Raw genomic sequence first — 17,676 nt, forward strand, 5'->3', positions numbered from 1 at the left:
GAGCGCAAGGGAAACAAGCCAGCAATTTTAGTTCAGTTTTAAATGCCTTGTTATAACTCGTTCGATTTGAAATAGTTTTTATATTGAGAGTTTTCTACGTAACCAAGCCGTTCATATAAATTTTGAGCTGATACATTATCAATGGATGTTTCTAACTCAACGCCTTTTGCATTTGTGCTGATTACATAACTATCAACCGCTCCCAAGAGTTTTGAACCGATACCTAAACCGCGAGCAGAGTCTAAAACATATAGATCGTTTAACACCCAATATTTTTTCAGAGAAATAGAGCTAAAACCTTGGTATAAAGTAGCAAAGCCAAGCATGTCAGAATTTTTAATCGCAATTAGGAATGCTGCTTCATTATTTTTTAATCGTTCTTCTAGCCAATTCTTAGATTCTTGTACAGTACTGACACCATTTAAACTGACGGAAAGATGTCGATATGTATGAAACAACGTGGACAGTGAGTCTAGATCTTGTAATTTTGCTTCTCTAATTTGCATATTCATCCAGAGTTATAAAGCCCATATAATCAGGCTAAAATTTGTGTACTAAATTACGAGCGAAGCGAGATAGCCAGCCGTATAGTATCCTTGTTAATTAACTTGTATACTTTCGGTACTCACCAAGTTTGTAATCATTTTATCATAACGGTTTTGCCTCAACTGAGTTCCAAGCAAGTATGCGAATACTAGCATGCATATAAAGCCAAGTACTGAAGCTCCCCCTTCCCCGAAAACTAAGAGCAAAAACCCACCAAGAGTAAATACACTGAATGCGCCAATAGAAAATCTAGCTGTCCAAATATCAAAGAATTTATAAACAGAGTTTTTACCAATTGAAGTATATTGGAACTCACCATTTTGATAGCAGACTATTCCAGGTGTTTTCTTTAGCGCATATATTATCTTTGTACATTCATCATGCTGAATGAGTTGTAAAATATCCGAATAACTCATACGTAAGCCATGTATCAAGCGGAAAAGTTCAGTAACAGAATGCTTTTGATTATTTTCAATTGCAACCTCAAACTTTTCAAGTAACTCAGCAGTAACCTTTCTTGTTTGACTTAAATTAAAATAAGTAAGGGCAACTGTGCCAATAGCAGTAATAATGCCGAAAATTATTTTTGTTAACTCTGTAACTTCCATAACACCTCTTGAGAAATATAACACCCACATTAAGGGTTGATAATTGTTCGCTAACATGTGCAGCAAAGCGGAACCTAGCCGACGGTTACAATTCCTTCCTATTCTACGGCCAAGATCCTAGCTTCTCCACGCGAATACGCAACATGCTCAGTCCAATAGACGCATAAAAAAAATCATGCTCTAGGACGCCCCCTATACCTAAACTGTAATATTATATAATTCTACATCCCACCATAAAACGTACTAACAAACGCTTTTACTTTTTCAGTCAATCTCGGAATTATTTTTTTGCGTTGCAGCAGGCTTGGGGTCTTTTCCATGGTAGCGACGATCTCTTCACGTAGCGGTTCTTCGTTGGTATAGATCATCTTATCAACTAACTCCTTAAAGCTGTCTGAAACCAGCGATTCCTCTTGGCATATCTCATCTACCGCTTTTATTTTCTGCTTTTCCCAGAAGCTGTCAAATTCATCGATAACCTCTTCTGATGAATCAAGGTTACTTAAGTTCTCTTGAATAAATTGCTCGATCAGCTCTTTTTTCGATCTTAACTCTGGTGTGCCGCCTAACATCTGCATGATTGATTTGTACTGATATTCATACTCTTTATCGTTATCAGCCCCTTTAAGCTGCGCCAGTAACTGCAAGATATAACGGACATTTACTTCGTCACGCTGAATCAGCTCCAGCTCAAAATCAACCTCGTCGAGTATCGATACTTTTTCTTTGCTGGTATCGGTTTTTACCTTATCGTACAGATCAAGGTATTTGCTTTTGTAATCTTCAAAGCTTTGCTCATCTAATGCAACATCATCAAAGTCAAAATCAGCAAAAGTACCGAGCACGTTTTTCAGGCGCATCAATTCACGAAACGCTTTTACAAACTCCAGTTCCTGCTCTTCATCCCGTAAATCATCCACACTCTCGATATCAGGCGCGATAGTTTTCATTTTTGCGAGAGCTTCATTAAACAGGCGAACAAACTCACTATATGGCGGCATAATAACCGTCTCAGCAGCATCTTTATTGGAAAACAGAGTAAGAGCGTCGTCAGTGGCCTTTTTAAGGTTACGGAAGGCGATGATATTACCTTGCGACTTCTGTTCGTTTAGAATGCGATTAGTGCGCGAGTACGCCTGAATTAAGCCATGGTGTTTGAGGTTTTTATCTACATAGAGGGTATTTAACGGTTTACTGTCAAATCCCGTTAAGAACATATTCACAACCAGTAAGATATCAATCTTACGTTCACGTACTTTTTTAGAGATATCGTTGTAATAGTTATAAAAGGATTCACTGTCTTTGGTGGTGTATTTAGTTGCAAACATGGTGTTGTAATCACCAATAAACTGCTCCAACTTATCTCGACTATGGGTATGCGCTGCTGAATCCTTACTATCGGCTAAATACAGTCCCTTGGTTTCTGCGGCTTGATCTAAATCTGGCTGCTCATCTAATTCATCAATAAACCCATTGGCATCGGGATCTTCTTCATTAGCAGCATAGGAGAAAATAGTGGCGATACGCAGGTTATGCTCACCCGCTTCTTTTTTCGCTTGGAACAGTTCGTAGTATTTAATCAGTGTTTCTACACTGCTAACACAGAACATGCCCGTGAAGGCTTTACTATGCGTTTTACGGCCATGGTGAGCAATAATATAATCTGCGATTTTAGTTAAACGTTCGGGCGATTCAAGCAGCTCTTTGGTGTCGATCCCTTCGACATCAATATCCATCTCATTGGCACTGTCTTTTTCCTGATAACGACCAACATATTCAACCCCAAATTTTAAAACGTTTTCATCTTTTATTGCATCGACAATCGTATATTTATGCAAACACTCATCGAATAGATCTTTAGTCGTTTTTTTACGTGATGCTTTACTGATTGCATTATCAACGAAGATAGGAGTACCAGTAAAACCAAATAGCTGATGATTATTAAAGAAACTCACAATGCGCTGATGGGTGTCACCAAACTGGCTGCGATGACACTCATCAAAGATAAATACGATGGGTTTATCTTTCAGCTTCTCCATACGAGAGGTATAACGCTTATGATTAATGGCATTATTGAGCTTTTGAATGGTGGTTACAATCAACTTGGTATTACGATGCTCATTGATTTTATTCGCAGCCACAGGCGCATCGGTAAACTGATTAACTAATAAATTAGTATTATCGGTGCTATCTACACAACCTTTGGCAAAGGAGTTAAACTCTTTACTGGTTTGATAATCTAAGTCTTTTCTATCGACGACAAAAACCACTTTATGAACCTCGGAAAGTCCTGTCAGTATTTGTGCGGTTTTAAAAGAAGTTAAGGTTTTACCCGATCCCGTAGTATGCCAAATATAGCCATTACTATTTTCAGTACGTTGACCGCTGGCAGCAATTTCATTGCGCTCAGCTACACGTTCAACAATCACTTCAGTGGCATAAATTTGATAGGGACGCATCACCATTAAAATACGGTCGGTTTCATTCAACACGATATATTTTCGGATCAGCGTGCTAAGTTGCTGACGTTGTAAAAATATATCGGCAAACTGCGTTAATTCGGTATGGCGATGATTATCAACGTCTGCCCAATAGAAGGTTTGCTTAAAGCTTTGGTTCTTGTTGTTAGCGTAATACTTAGTATTAACACCATTGCTGATCACAAAGATTTGCACATATTGAAACAAGCCGTGACTTGCCCAGTAGGAATGGCGCTGATAGCGGTTGATTTGATTAAATGCTTCTTTTAGCTCAAGACCTCGACGTTTAAGTTCAACCTGTACCAATGGCAAACCATTGACCAATATCGTTACATCGTAACGATTTTTAAAGCGTCCTTCGACGGTTACTTGCTGTGTCACCTGAAACTGATTTTTACTCCAATTATCGACAATAAACTGGATATAGAGAGTGGTTTCATCATCCCTGTTGATACACAGGCGATCTCGTAGGGTCTTGGCTTTTTCAAATACAGAGCCTTTTGCCAGCGCATTAAGAACTTGCTTAAACTCATTTTCGGTTAAGGGGGCTTTTAAGTGATTCAGTTTTTCAAGTTGTAGCTTTAAGTTAGCTAATAATGATTGTTCATCGGTAATAGCTGCCTGTTTATAGCCTAACCCGACCAATTGAGTGACTAAGTTATCTTCTAATACTTGCTCTGCTTGAATCGCCAAAACTAACTCCTAAATCCCTTTACACGAACATCTGTTGTAATAAGCCTTTTTTAAAGGTTTGGGTAAGCTCTATTTGTTGTGCAATTGTTGATATTTTTTCGTCTAATGCTTCAAGAAAGGATGCTATTTTATCCTGCTCTTTTTTTACTGGAAGCTTAACGGGAAAACTTAAAAATATATCTGAATGTATTCTTTTAGCTTTTCTGGTTCCATCAGCTTTATCACCATATTTTTCATAAAAATTGCGTTGTTTTATGTATTCCAAAATAAATTTATGGTTTATTCCATCTGCAATATCGAAGCAAGGTAAATCAACAGTAGTCTCAAACCCGTCTAAGTTTTTAGGTATTATTCCGAATGCACAATTTAAAAAATCCAGTTTACTATAGAGAAACTGACCTGCTTGTCGTTTATAATATTGTGTGTTTTCACTCCCTTGCTTTTTATCACTCTTTGCAAAAACCCCTTTTCCCCACAACTTAACTGTTATCTTTTTCGCATATTTTCCAGAATTTCCTTTAATCCTGCTTTCAGTCATGAAATCACCAACCTTTTTATCTTTCCAATTTGGATAAGGCTTTCCATCACTACTTTTAAAACGAATAGATTGAGAAAAGAATTTCTGACAACACCCTTTTTTGTAATCCAATAATAAACAATGCTTAGTTTGAAGCTGCTCAATTAGGTTATTAATCGATAAAATTAAATTCTCAACTGATACTTGTTCATTCAAAGATGGAATTCTCAAAACTAAGCGATCAAATTCTTTTTGCCCAAGAGTTTTGTTCCTTCCTGCTCCTCCAGGTGAAGCTAGCTCTAACAATTTTTGACCTTTTTGTGTTAGAAAGTAATTCAAAACATAATCTAAACTAGCCTTTTCTTTATCGACTTCATACATGGGGAAACGGTGAGAAGCTATTAATCCCTTTTCTCTTACTGTTGTTTTTGCGACAGCTCGTTCCCAAGCAAAAACGATATTTAAAATGAAAAGGTTGGGCTTAATCCAGAATACTCGTTTATTTCCGATATCTTCTCTTGTTGTCAGTTCTTTATGAAATATTCCTTTTCCATGCGATCTAATGCCTATCTGTCTATATTTTTCGTTATTTTTTAAGTCAACAGGGACTAAATACCTATTTAGGATCTCTTCAGTACGAACTGTTTGATAGTCACCAGTAAAATTATTAAAGCGAATTGATGGGACATTTAACTTAGTCATTTTTAACTCCAAATGGAGGAGCTATGTCTAACTCTTCACAAAGAGCTTTTAGCGTATTATTAGTTTGAGAAATTGATTTATCAATCTCTATAATCTGTTTAGATATTACAGATAAATCTATTTCATCATCTTCTTCAAATGTATCTACATACCTTAATATATTTAATTTAAAGTCGTTATCCACTGACACTTCTTTAAGATCTGCGACGTAAGCGAACTTATCTTTTGACTTCCTTTTTTCTACGGTATCTAAAATACGATTAATATCTTCTTCACGCAGCTGATTTTGATTAGTTGCCTTTTCAAAATACTTACTAGAATCAATAAATAAAATATTTCCTTTATCAGTCCTTTGTTTTTTAAATAACAATATGCAAGTCGGTATGTCTGCGCCATAAAAAATATTAGCAGGTAAACCAATCACTGCATCTAAACAATTTTTCTGCTCAATCAGAAATTGTCGAATATGTCCTTCGGCAGCACCACGGAAAAGAACGCCATGCGGTAATACCACCGCCATGGTGCCGTTATCATCTAGTTGATGCAGCATGTGTTGAATAAAAGCAAAGTCAGCCTTAGAAGCTGGTGACAGTTTACCGTAATCTGCAAAGCGTTCATCTGACTTAAAACCATCATTTGCACTCCAACTTGCTGAAAAAGGAGGGTTAGCAACCACTGCTTCAAAGCGTTTTTCAAGATGATGAGGTGCTTCTAAAGTATCGTCTTGCTGTATATCAAAACTGCGATAATGAACACCATGCAAAATCATGTTCATACGCGCGAGGTTGTAGGTACTTGGATTTTTCTCCTGACCAAAGTAATTTGTTACTTCGCCATCTTTGCGGTGGATCTCTTTAGCAACTTGTAACAATAAAGAGCCAGAACCACAGGTAGGATCGTATACTGATTTTAATTGAGTTTTACCTTTGGTTACTAGCTTTGCTAACAACTTTGATACCATAGGAGGGGTATAGAATTCACCCGCTTTTTTACCCGCACCACTGGCAAACTCTCCAATCAGATATTCATAAGCATCACCAAGCACATCAATTTCAGAGTCGTTCAGACAGAAATCGATATCATCTAAGTGACCTAATACCGTACTGATTAAGTCATTCTTGGCTTTTTCACTCTTACCCAACTTATTTGAAGTTAAATCAATATCATCAAACAAGCCGTTGAAATCATCTTCACTGGCTGTACCCATAGTGCTTTGTTCAATATGATTAAGCACTTCGCTCAACGACTCAATAATAAACTCACCGTTATTACCTTTCTCAGCAATCACATGAAACAGCTCACTTGGCTTTAAGAAGTAACCTAGATGGTCAATTGACTCTTCTTTAATCGCCTCTAAATACTCTTGTCCTTCATCACTCTTTTCATCAATAGAATCAAACTTAATCCCATCTTCCGCCAAGATACCATCAGCATATTGATGCATACGCTCAGACAAATATTTATAGAAAATAAACCCTAAAATATAATCACGAAATTCATCGGCACTCATATTGCCACGTAGCGCATTGGCAATATTCCAAAGCTGCTTTTCTAACTGTTTTTTATGTTGTTCAACCATGTAGGTTAAGATCCTTTAATTCAAAATAACTTCTTCTTCATCTTCCGCAATAATACTCAACACTTGATCAAGGTATTTCTTACCTTGTTTAGTGTCGGTTGCAGTTCGGAGATATGAAGGAATAACTTCTACAAATTCATTTTTTGAGATAGGTTTATATTCACACAGCGCATCTATCATTGCAGGCCGTAACAATTTATTTGCATTAGGTACAACAATCTCACTTGATTTAGCTATGACTAACTGATCAAATTTATGCAGTTTATCTTCTAATGAATCACTTGTATTGCTGAAACTCTCAAGCGAATGAATATCTTCTTCCTCGTATTCAACAATGTGTGCAATTTCTTCAATTTCAGCCTCTATGATTGGTTCATTAGACGATTCTGTTTTTAACTCATGCAACAATTCAATGATCGGTTTAAGCTGTGCCTGCGGATTTTTAAACCAATCCGTTGACCAAATACGTTTAATATTCCACCCCAACCCTTCAAGAACTGATTGACGAAGTCTATCTCTATCCCTTGCTGATTTAGCTGAATGATAAGTCGCACCATCGCACTCAACCCCCATTAAATAGCGTCCTGGTTGCCCAGGGTCCTGTACAGCTAAATCGATAAAGAATCCAGCAACACCAACTTGAGGTACGCAATTAAATCCTTCAAGTTTCAGTGCATTCATTACTGAGATTTCAAAATCACTATCAGGTTGTCTTCCAGTATGCCTTAATTGTTGAAGTCTACCTGTTTGCGCATAGGCTAAAAAGTTTTTTAGTGCATGTACACCTGGGCTTGAGTTTTCGGTTGCTAATATATGTCCTTCTGTCATAGAGCTAAATACATGCATGCGCTTTTTGGAACGAGTAAATAAAACGTTTAGACGACGCCCCCCTGCTGCTGAATTGATAGGGCCAAAGCGCTGTGGCATCTGTGCGGCACCAGCCTCTTGAGGGCCATAAGTACATGAAATGAATATTACATCTCGTTCATCTCCTTGAACATTTTCTAAATTCTTAAGAAATAATGCTTCATCTTTATCTGCATTATCTGCTAATGCATTCCGAAATATCACATCATCCTTTGATAGTTCTTCGATACATCGTTCAATCTGCTCTCGTTGCTTCGCACTCATTGCTACAACACCTAATGTTTCGTCAGGGCTATGGAGTATATGATTACGGACAGACTGAGCAATAACTTTTGCTTCTTCAATATTGTGCTGGTTTACAAAACGACCACTTTTTACATGCGTAAACTTAATACCAAACTCATCGCTTTTACTTGAAGGTGATGGGAAGACAATTAAATTACTCTCGTAAAATGCCTGATTTGAAAATGCAATTAGGCTTTCATGACGAGAACGGTAATGCCAGCGTAATCGCCTTGCATTAAACATAGGAAATGATACGTCTAAGATACTTTCAGACTGCTCAATAGCCGTTGTATCGTCATCATCATTTTCTACCGCTTTATCGAAAAAGCTGGTCGGCGGCAACTGTTTTGGATCCCCCACGACAACGAGTTGCTTACCACGAGCAATAGTCCCCAGTGCATCTTGCGGTTTAATTTGCGAAGCTTCATCCATTACCACAATATCAAATTCTAATTGACCAGGCGCTAAATATTGCGCGACAGAATGCGGTCCCATCATAAAACAAGGTTTTAAAGCAACCAGAGACTCGCCCGCTCTTCTGACCAATTGACGTATTGGAGCGTGCCTAGTTTTTTTATTAATTTCATTATTAATAAGCCCCATTTCCGTATATGAGCTTACTTTACCTCTCGCATTCCCTGAACGGGTATTTTCAAAGCCATGTTGAGCTACTTGATAGGCAATTTTTTGTTGCTGCAATGACTTTAGTTTATCGTCATACTTAGCAAACTGCTTGCGTGTGGCATTTTGATCTGCACCAGAAAAGTAAGCTAGATCTTGGTTTTCTTTGATAATTTCTCTCGATAAAATATCGAAAACCGAATAAATATAAATTTGCTCGATATTATCTAAATCAAGTGTCCCTGTTTCGGTGTAGCGCAATAAGTTTTCTAACCCATTGTCAGATAAAGAGGTGCGAATACGAATAAAATCTACCCATGTACTTAGCCAGCGAGGTTGACTCAATGCCTTTATATTTTTAATATAGTATGATTCTAACTTACCCTCTAAGCCTTTAAACCATGCACTTTCATCAAGCTGAACTCTTTCAGAAAATATTTTTCCCGTGCTCTCATATTCTTCAAATTTAACAGATACTGAATTTAAGTTATTTATTAATAAATCTCTATTTTCAATAGTGATATTATCCAAGAGATAGTTTTTTAACGGTTCAGACTCTAATGCATCTATTGCGATGCTTAATGCTAATGTAGTTTGTATTTTGGTAAATTCTTGATCTGAGCTTACTCGTACATCCAGTTTAGTACTTTCACCAAATATGGAAGTGGCAATGAGGTTGTTGCTCAGTATGTTCTCCGCCTTAAGTAACTCAGTGAGTTTGTTAATGCCATTGCTTAATTCCTTAATCGTAACTTCATGCTTGCAAACAGACTGAATATTTTTTACATCACATTGCAGTTGCTCCACAAAGGCGGAGAAACCAGCACTTTGACTAAGATCATTATCCTTGCTATTAAATACTTCATGGTTAAATACCCGCTCAATCTGATTGTATAGATCGAAAAATTGACTTTGTTCTGAGCAAGATTTTGATTCCGCTAAGTGTTTCAATCCTTTAAATGTTTCATGATTTATAGAGAACAAAGATGAAGCAAATGGAACTCGTTTGCCAAAGCCAATACCATAGGAGTTCCGTATATTTTTATACCAGTTCCTAAGATCCACAATTTCATCTATCGGTGTATCTATTCCCTTATACTCATGTTGTAATAAAGATTGATATGCAGGCTCACTGACTAGCAAATCAGATAATTCTTTAAAGGTAATGAGCTTGGGTAACATAGGAGTTAGCGTCTTTAGCTTAGGCTTTAATCCCTTTGCATTTGCTAATAGCTTCGCCTTTGCAGCACGCCAATCACTGCTTAACCAACAAAATAGCCCCGCATTACTGATAATTTCATTTATCTCTTTTAACTCACTTGCCGCTGGCAAGCTATCTAAATTAAATAATTCACAAAGCTCTTCATGTAATGGTTGAATAACAGGTAAAAGGGCTTCTAGCGCTGGTATATGCAAATCAAGTAAATCATTATCAAATAACTCATGTCGGCGTAAAATTAATAACGAATCTAATTCTCTAATATGCCCAAGATAAGTATTGAATTCCGTAAATCCATTAAAGGATGTTGATAATAATGTTGCTAAAGAATTATCTTGAGTAATAAGAGTACTTAGATCTTCTGATATCGAGTTGCTTACATCTCTCAATGATATAAGCTGCTGTAGTTGTTGATAAATGTTCGTTAAATTTATTTCACTGCTTTTGCATTCTTTTTGTAAATTTTTGAATGAATTACAGAGAGCTTTATAACTATCACCTTCAATAAGTACATCTTTTTCAAAATTTTGATTAAGATCTGCAAATAATTGGCAGGTACTTTCGTATTGATCTAAATACTCTAATAACTTAGGTTTATTCTCAGTATTTATTAATTTTAGAGCTGGAAAATATTCACTACCTTTCAACTCTGGAATACTTTTTTGTGAATTCAAAATCGATTTAATAGAATTTATATCACTGAGGGCATTACCGCATAGCTGTTTATTCAGAGGCTTTAATGATGAGAGCAAATCATTAATTGCATTATTCCAATGCTCTAATAATTTACAGACATCTTCACTGTCATATAACTGGATAGTTGTGTTATATACTCCAAACCAAGGATGATCTGATAATTCAGCAGCTATCCCTAATTGAGTTTTTACTTCCTCAAATACATCAGAGTATCTTTTTAACTCATCAGTGGTTCTTCTCGCGGATATTTCATCAAAACTATGCCCATTAATATGATCTGGCTTGATATCTTCTAACTGTATATTAGAAAACTCTTCTCGATAGCGTGCCGCAGTTGAAAAAATTTGGTGGATCGTTCTTCCTGTATTTTTCCACTGACTATTGATTAGTTCAGCGTAAGCAGTCAACGCTTCTTTTTTCTCTTCGTACATTTGAATATCAATGTCTATTGAAGATGGGGAACTATATTTATTTTGTTTATTAATTCTTCGAGCAATATTTTCGTATACTTGTTTCTTTTGTGTTTTATGACTATGCAGCTCTAAACAAAAATCACCTAATCCTGCTTTTGTTAAACGTGACTTTACAACTTGTAGCGCAGCCATTTTTTCAGCTACAAAGAGAACCTTTTTACCCTGTGAAATCGCCGCTGCAATAATGTTTGTAATGGTTTGAGACTTACCTGATCCAGGAGGCCCCTCAATTACTAAATTCTTCCCTTTTATAGCATCCACCAACGCGCTGTGCTGAGAGCTGTCTGCATCATCGATTAAAGGGTAAAGGCTATGTACATTTTCTAGTGAATCAATAGGATATTCTTGACCAAAACCGATGCCAGTTCCTGATTCATCTTCGTCACCTTCTTTAGCAAAAAACTTTTGTAAGATAGCGTGGTTTTGAATATTCTTTTCACCTTGAGGCCAGCGAGATGGGTCAAGATCTAAATACATTAACAATTTACCAAAATCAAACATCGCCAATGTTGCAAAGCGTTTTATTTTCCAATTATGTTTATGACGAAGAAGCTGACTTTCGACAAGCTTAAAGTATTCTTCTGGGAATACATCCTCCTGTAATTCAGGTAGCTCAAGATGAAAATCGTGTTTCAGTTTTTCTCTTAAAGACAGGTTTGAAATAATATCTTCACCCGTGTATTCAATTGTATAAGTGTAAGTTCCTAAATTTTTATTAAGTGAAGCACGATCTATTTTAACGGGGACCAAATATAATGGAGCTTGCCTCGTTGCACTTGAGTTTTCATCTTCAAACCATTCTAAAAACCCAAAAGCTAAATAAAGAATATTTGCCCCAGACTCTTCTATTGCCGTATTAGCTTTAGTTCTGATATTACGAAGCTGAGCTTCTAACTCTCTTGGATAAAGAAGAGACTGAATATTCGTATCATTATGTTTTACATCATTAGTTTCCAAGCTTTTTGGAAGCTCATAGTTAGTATTAAAACCTTTAAGTTTAGCCCACTCTTTAGCGGTTGGGTTAGGCTTAAGCTTTACGTCGTTACCCTCTTCATCAACCTCGATATAACCATGCTTTATAAGCTCTTTTCTCCGAGGCTCTTCAACAGGGATGTAAGTAAATTCATGCCCGTCAAGAATCTCTTGGGCTAATTGGTCAGGCATTTCATCAATAACCCTTATAAACCCTGTTTTACCATGACGAAAGTTTAATAGTCGATTCCGCCCTGTTAGATCAAGTAGGCGATTACGAATAGTCTGCAATGCATCAAAAGCAAAATTTTGGTTAGTTTGATTTGAAGTTGAACTAGACATTGGCTGAATGACTCCCTTTACCTGTTTGAGTCTGCACTCTTATTTCACAATTCTCTGAAATAGCGCAAATCTCATCATTGTTTTGAACAGCTCTATTTTCTAAGCCATTTATTAAATAATGTACTGTTACTTTTTAGGGAAAGATAAAGTTCTTCCTGTTTTCCCTACTTATTGATTAAATACGTTTTTATTACTTAGCCCACCTATAACGGTGCGGATCTATCTCAAGTAAATGCTTTCGAAGAGATGCTTTATCAGGTTTAGTAGAGCGCCTATAGATAGTTTTCAGCTCATAATCCATCGCTTTTTCACTGAAACCTCTTTCAATGGCCTTTGCATACCAGGCTTGCCCAAGATCATAACAACCTGTTTCCATATTAACCGCACCTAAAAGCGTACAAGGGCGAAAGTCTTTTTTAGTCAGCTTATGCGCTTTCTCGCCCAGTAATAATGCCTCATTGCTATTTTTTAAATCCCTTTTCACGCCACCATGGGTTGTGTAAATAGCCGACTTGAGTTTAAGGTTTTTTAAATGATTTACCTTCAGCGTATTTAATAATTGATCCGCTGTATGCGCTTCATGACACTTACGAAAATGTGAACTGGCATTTACAGCCAACCAGGGATCTTTTTTCTTTTTAAATTCTGTCGCATAGAAACGAGCCTCAATGCAATGGTAGGCTCGCCTTAACTCATCAGTAAAATACTCTTTTCCCTCAAGATTGAGCCAAACAACCTCCTTTTCAGAAAGGCGTGTACCTTTATCTACCTTTCTTAATATTTGCATTAGCCTTGGGAAACAATCTCTTTCGATAAAAAATGAAAGATCGTATTTATCCCTTAATGCTTGTTGCTTCGCTCTCGCAATGTTCTTTGGATCTCTATCGTAAGCACGTTGTCTTTCTTCAGCTTCTTTTCGTCTAGCCTCCGCTGCAAGACGCATCTTCTTTTGGATTATTGCTTGTTGCTCAGCTTCTAGCTGAGCTTCTTTTATGGCAGTTAAGCGACGGGTATCTTGCTCTGTTTTAGCGAGCTTTAAATAATCGTTAAAAGAACACTCTTTACGTGAATAAGCCAAAAGCGCAGAAAGCTGTTTGCGCATCAGAAACTTTAATAACATCTGAGAAACAGCTTTATCATTGGCTTCTAGTGTTTTTAAGGTATTAGATAAAGGCGTACTCGGCAACGATGCGGACTCCAGATCATCAACTAAATATTTTTCAGCATTTTTTCTATATTGATTAATCGCCATTAATTTTAACCTATAACAGATAACTTAGAGCAAGCCTGTAACAACAAGTAATAAAAGCATTTTATATTATTCCTATGAATGTGAATGGCAAGGAGATCTCTAATAAAACTATTAAAAAAATGATGTAATAATAAATACCACAACGTCCGTGACACGGTCACAACTTTATTCTATAGTAAAATACAACTAAGGGGGTTATATGTCTAAATCAACGAGTACATTTAGTGCTTATTATGATATTCAAGAGTCGTGGCTCAGAAAGCAGGTTAAGGATCTAAAAGACGATTCCTTTATTGACTTAGATCTTGCAAGAGAGGAAATTGAAAATGCAGGGATCACAGCCTTTGCCAATCATGCTGTAATTGATAAATTTCGTGAAGAACATTTATCAAAGAGAGGAAAAGACAGACTTTCTTCAGCTTTGAGAACATATAAAAAACGCGAGAACAGAAGATTAACCACGAGAAGGCTAGATATTGATATTTCGGTAGAGGCTGATACTGCACTGAAAGTTATGGTGAAAGAGTCAGGATTAACAAAAATAGAGTTTCTTGAGCAGTTAATTTTGAAGGAAAGAGAAAAGCAGAATTATTCATTGTGACACGGTCACATGAAATATCAAACTAATTGTTATCCCTTCATTTTTATTTAGTAGGAGAAAGAAACAAAAAAGTACCTTAAGTAAACATATAGCAAAAAGCATTTACCAACTGTACATGCCCTTACACACGTGTATGAGTTGCATAGCGAACGTACTAGCTCTAGTTTAATTATTGGTTACGATATTTTTATGGATCAATTTGTGGTATTAAGTCAAATACCGAACAATCAAGCTTTTCAGCAATCACAAATACTTTTTCTAATGTAATATTTTTTTCACCCCGCTCTAAAATACCGATGTAATTTAAGCTAAACCCACAAATTTCAGAAAGCTCTTTCTGCAATAAGTTTTTCTTTTTTCTCTGTACCGCGAGTCTTTTTCCGAACTCTATCGCTATTTTATTTTTCATCTTAATCTTGTCAAATAGACGAAAACACACTATAGTGTGTTTTGTGGTTAATAATCACCCAGCCAAGGTCAGTTGCTGCTGTCTATACTTGGCTAAATACCATCCCACTGGTACTTCATCAGTATCAGTGGGTTCTTTTTCTAAAAATAGAAAAATAATAATGAAACAAATAGAATTTATTCAAATATTAGCAAACACCCCTTCTGAGTCATTCAAAACTGAAGAGTTACTGCACACTCTTGCTGAATCTGCACCGCCAGAACATGAGTACTGTGATATCAGAAAGTGTATGCATAATCACTTATCTCGTTTAGAGAAACAGAACCTAGTTGAACGCTTATCTCCCAAGCGCACCAGAAATGCAACATTCAAAAGACTATTTAACTTTGATACTCTTGATCTAAACCTACTAAATGGGTCAGCAGATCAAGTGGATCTCACTGAATATAAAAATAACTTTCAGCTAATTGCAAAACATGTAAAAGATCTTAAAGAATACACTAACAGCCTAAATAAAAAGCGAGAAGTATTCTGCAAGTTGACTGAAAGCTACAAAGTATATGAGCCACTTATAAAACAAAAACTATCAAAATTAGACTCTGAACTTTTAGATAAAAAAATTGAATTGGAAGCAGTTAATGAACTAATTAACATCATTAATGGTACAAGTACTTCTAACACTCTATGCAGACCATCTATGTAAGAGCAGAAAAAATTAATTTACAGCACCTTTTTTGATTTTCTATTATTCTACAAGGCTGGCAAACATGAATCATTGATAAAAATATTAAAGTTTATGATGCCCCAAATATTTTATACTACTATGCAATGTAGGTGTTGGTATGTCTTTTTTCATTCCACCAGCCAAGGTGAAGATGCCTTTTCACTATTGATGCGTTTATTATGTGCGACTCTTCAATTTTTTGATAAGAGCTTCATCACCAGCCTAATGAAAATGTATCATGCTTTCGATAATACATATTTACGTATAGTAGGTAGTAATAAACAATCATCAGCTCTAATAATAGGAATCAATTTATTAATGACTTCAAGGTGCTCTTCACTTTCCTCTTTAAATGAATGTAACCTTGTAATAGTAGAGCCAATTTCTCTTGCATAACCTTCAAGATTAGCATGATCAAGTGACTGTAACGTCCTTAACACAATACTAAGGAAATACCCCTTTTTCTCCTCACTAATTTTATCTGAATCTAATAAATGATATGTCATCATCCCATAAGACTCTATGATTAAATAAGGATCATATTTATCAGAATCATCTTTTCTATTTTCAATCATATCTATCCAAGTACTCATCGTAGAGAAGCACTCATAAAGCAAATAGTAGTTTCGAGTGGGAAATTCAGCATCGGTTTCTTTGAGATCAACACTATCGATATTGTCTAGTAGCTGCATCGCGATATGATATAAATAATTAGGAAACAAGTGTTTTTTTAACTTTTGATCTATGGCTTCTCGAATCATCATATCGAAAAGAAAAATTGACATATAAATTGGGCAACTATAACGTTTATTACTATCAATAAATCCATAACATTCTTTGTTATAAATACTTTTACTTGATTTTTCTTTTTTCATTAAGTCAACTGCATACTCTTTTAGTGGAGCATATATATTTAACTCTTCACAAATTATTACATCTGTAAATAAATACCAAAGAAAGGAGTTGCTTCTGTCTATTTCGTAACAATTCGAGCTTGAAATATATTGAGATTGCGCCATTTCTCTATATAACTGGCTATGCACATTCCCAATAAGGAGTTTAATAAACTCTTCTCTATGTATGCTTTCAAGTTTTTTCGAACTATTAAGTAGTACTAACCCTAGTGTTGCATAGTTTTTTGACCAATAATCAATTAAACCTCTTGATTTAAAGGTAGAAGATAATAAAACTTCAATTTCATCTGCAACTTTATAGGTTTCTGGAAATAAACCAGCTATTTTAGTTCTAGCTTCATAAATAAAAGAGCGAAATTTAGACATTTCATCTTTACTTGAAAGGCTTATGAGAAATGGGTGATTTTTGGGAAGTATCCAATAATGAAGAGAAACATACCAAGGTTTAAAGTTGATATAAGCTGATAATTGCCCACAATACTTATTAAGTAAATAGGAAATATCCCTAAAATTACCATCTTTAATTAATAAATCAACTTCCTTATTTAGTTTAGTTATACTAGGTTTAGGAAGTTTAGTTTCCTTGAGCTTCACTGCAATAAATACCATTAACAGCAATGATACTGCTAATAGTGAGCTTCTCTCATTAAATCCTAAAATCCAAGGAAATGGAAGAACTAAACCATTGTGCTTTAATACATTAAAAAACAAAAAGTAAACACAAAAAAGTAGTGTTCCTGAAAATATCCATTTATCTTTTCGCGTTATTCTTATTTTAAGATCAAGTAGTACTCTTGGTGGCAATAACGTAGCACCTGTAAGTAAAACCGCAAGTACTGTAAGTAACCCTGACGCATCCATTTTCTGTTACCTATTCCTATTAATTTAAGTAGCTTGACACTATGAATTGTTAAACCCAACGTCAATATTGAAGAATTACTTAACTAAGAATTATCAAAATCCTATTCATGCGCGCAGGGATATCAGAGTCATAATCCTTTATTTGATTTCGACCTTAAACGTATTAACGAACACTCAGATGAGAAATATCAACTGTTGCTCAAATTAATGATCATTATTATCAACACACTATAAAGACGTCAAAATTGAACCTTCAATAGTACACTGAAGTTTAATAAAAGATACGTATTCAATTCAACAACTTCCCTTGTCAAT

General features: G+C 35.7%; 11 protein-coding genes. 2 read left to right on the forward strand and 9 right to left on the reverse strand.

The features are described 5' to 3' along the window. Positions 1-50: 50 nt before the first annotated feature. The 7 genes from ACR30L_RS16155 to ACR30L_RS16185 form a co-directional block, all read right to left on the reverse strand. Entirely contained in the window at positions 51-506 is a 456-nt protein-coding gene (locus ACR30L_RS16155; protein ID WP_435235277.1) for a GNAT family N-acetyltransferase, read from the reverse strand. A 93-nt stretch (positions 507-599) separates the two neighbouring features. Then, a complete protein-coding gene (locus ACR30L_RS16160) occupies positions 600-1,154 on the reverse strand; it encodes a hypothetical protein (RefSeq protein ID WP_435235278.1) in 555 nt (184 codons plus the stop codon). A 221-nt stretch (positions 1,155-1,375) separates the two neighbouring features. Continuing rightward, positions 1,376-4,327, reverse strand: a complete 2,952-nt coding sequence (locus tag ACR30L_RS16165) for a type I restriction endonuclease subunit R (RefSeq protein WP_435235279.1) — start codon at positions 4,325-4,327, stop codon at positions 1,376-1,378. A 19-nt stretch (positions 4,328-4,346) separates the two neighbouring features. Continuing rightward, a complete protein-coding gene (locus tag ACR30L_RS16170; protein WP_435235280.1) occupies positions 4,347-5,546 on the reverse strand; it encodes a hypothetical protein in 1,200 nt (399 codons plus the stop codon). Next, positions 5,539-7,125 carry a type I restriction-modification system subunit M gene (locus ACR30L_RS16175; protein WP_435235281.1) on the reverse strand — a complete coding sequence of 529 codons (1,587 nt, stop codon included), beginning with the start codon at positions 7,123-7,125 and terminating at the stop codon, positions 5,539-5,541. The genes ACR30L_RS16170 and ACR30L_RS16175 overlap by 8 nt, the downstream gene beginning before the upstream one ends. A gap of 15 nt (positions 7,126-7,140) precedes the next feature. After that, positions 7,141-12,600 (reverse strand): DUF4011 domain-containing anti-phage protein Hhe, encoded by a 5,460-nt coding sequence (gene hhe, locus ACR30L_RS16180; RefSeq protein ID WP_435235282.1) that lies wholly within the window; start codon positions 12,598-12,600, stop codon positions 7,141-7,143. Positions 12,601-12,790: 190 nt separating this feature from the next. Continuing rightward, complete coding sequence (locus ACR30L_RS16185; protein WP_435235283.1) at positions 12,791-13,852, reverse strand: hypothetical protein; 1,062 nt, start codon at positions 13,850-13,852, stop codon at positions 12,791-12,793. 199 nt (positions 13,853-14,051) lie between these two features. On the opposite strand from ACR30L_RS16185, the gene ACR30L_RS16190 reads away from it, so the two are divergent. Next, positions 14,052-14,453 carry a hypothetical protein gene (locus tag ACR30L_RS16190; RefSeq protein WP_435235284.1) on the forward strand — a complete coding sequence of 134 codons (402 nt, stop codon included), beginning with the start codon at positions 14,052-14,054 and terminating at the stop codon, positions 14,451-14,453. Between the two features lie 187 nt (positions 14,454-14,640). Here ACR30L_RS16190 and ACR30L_RS16195 read toward each other — a convergent pair whose 3' ends face one another. Further along, complete coding sequence (locus ACR30L_RS16195; RefSeq protein ID WP_435235285.1) at positions 14,641-14,862, reverse strand: helix-turn-helix domain-containing protein; 222 nt, start codon at positions 14,860-14,862, stop codon at positions 14,641-14,643. Positions 14,863-15,022: 160 nt separating this feature from the next. Here ACR30L_RS16195 and ACR30L_RS16200 point away from each other — a divergent pair, with 160 nt between their 5' ends. Next, complete coding sequence (locus tag ACR30L_RS16200; protein WP_435235286.1) at positions 15,023-15,565, forward strand: hypothetical protein; 543 nt, start codon at positions 15,023-15,025, stop codon at positions 15,563-15,565. Between the two features lie 257 nt (positions 15,566-15,822). Here ACR30L_RS16200 and ACR30L_RS16205 read toward each other — a convergent pair whose 3' ends face one another. Next, entirely contained in the window at positions 15,823-17,361 is a 1,539-nt protein-coding gene (locus ACR30L_RS16205) for a hypothetical protein (protein ID WP_435235287.1), read from the reverse strand. Positions 17,362-17,676 lie beyond the last annotated feature (315 nt).

It is taken from the genome of Psychromonas saccharinae (genome assembly GCF_051201515.1).
Classification (GTDB): Bacteria; Pseudomonadota; Gammaproteobacteria; order Enterobacterales; family Psychromonadaceae; genus Psychromonas.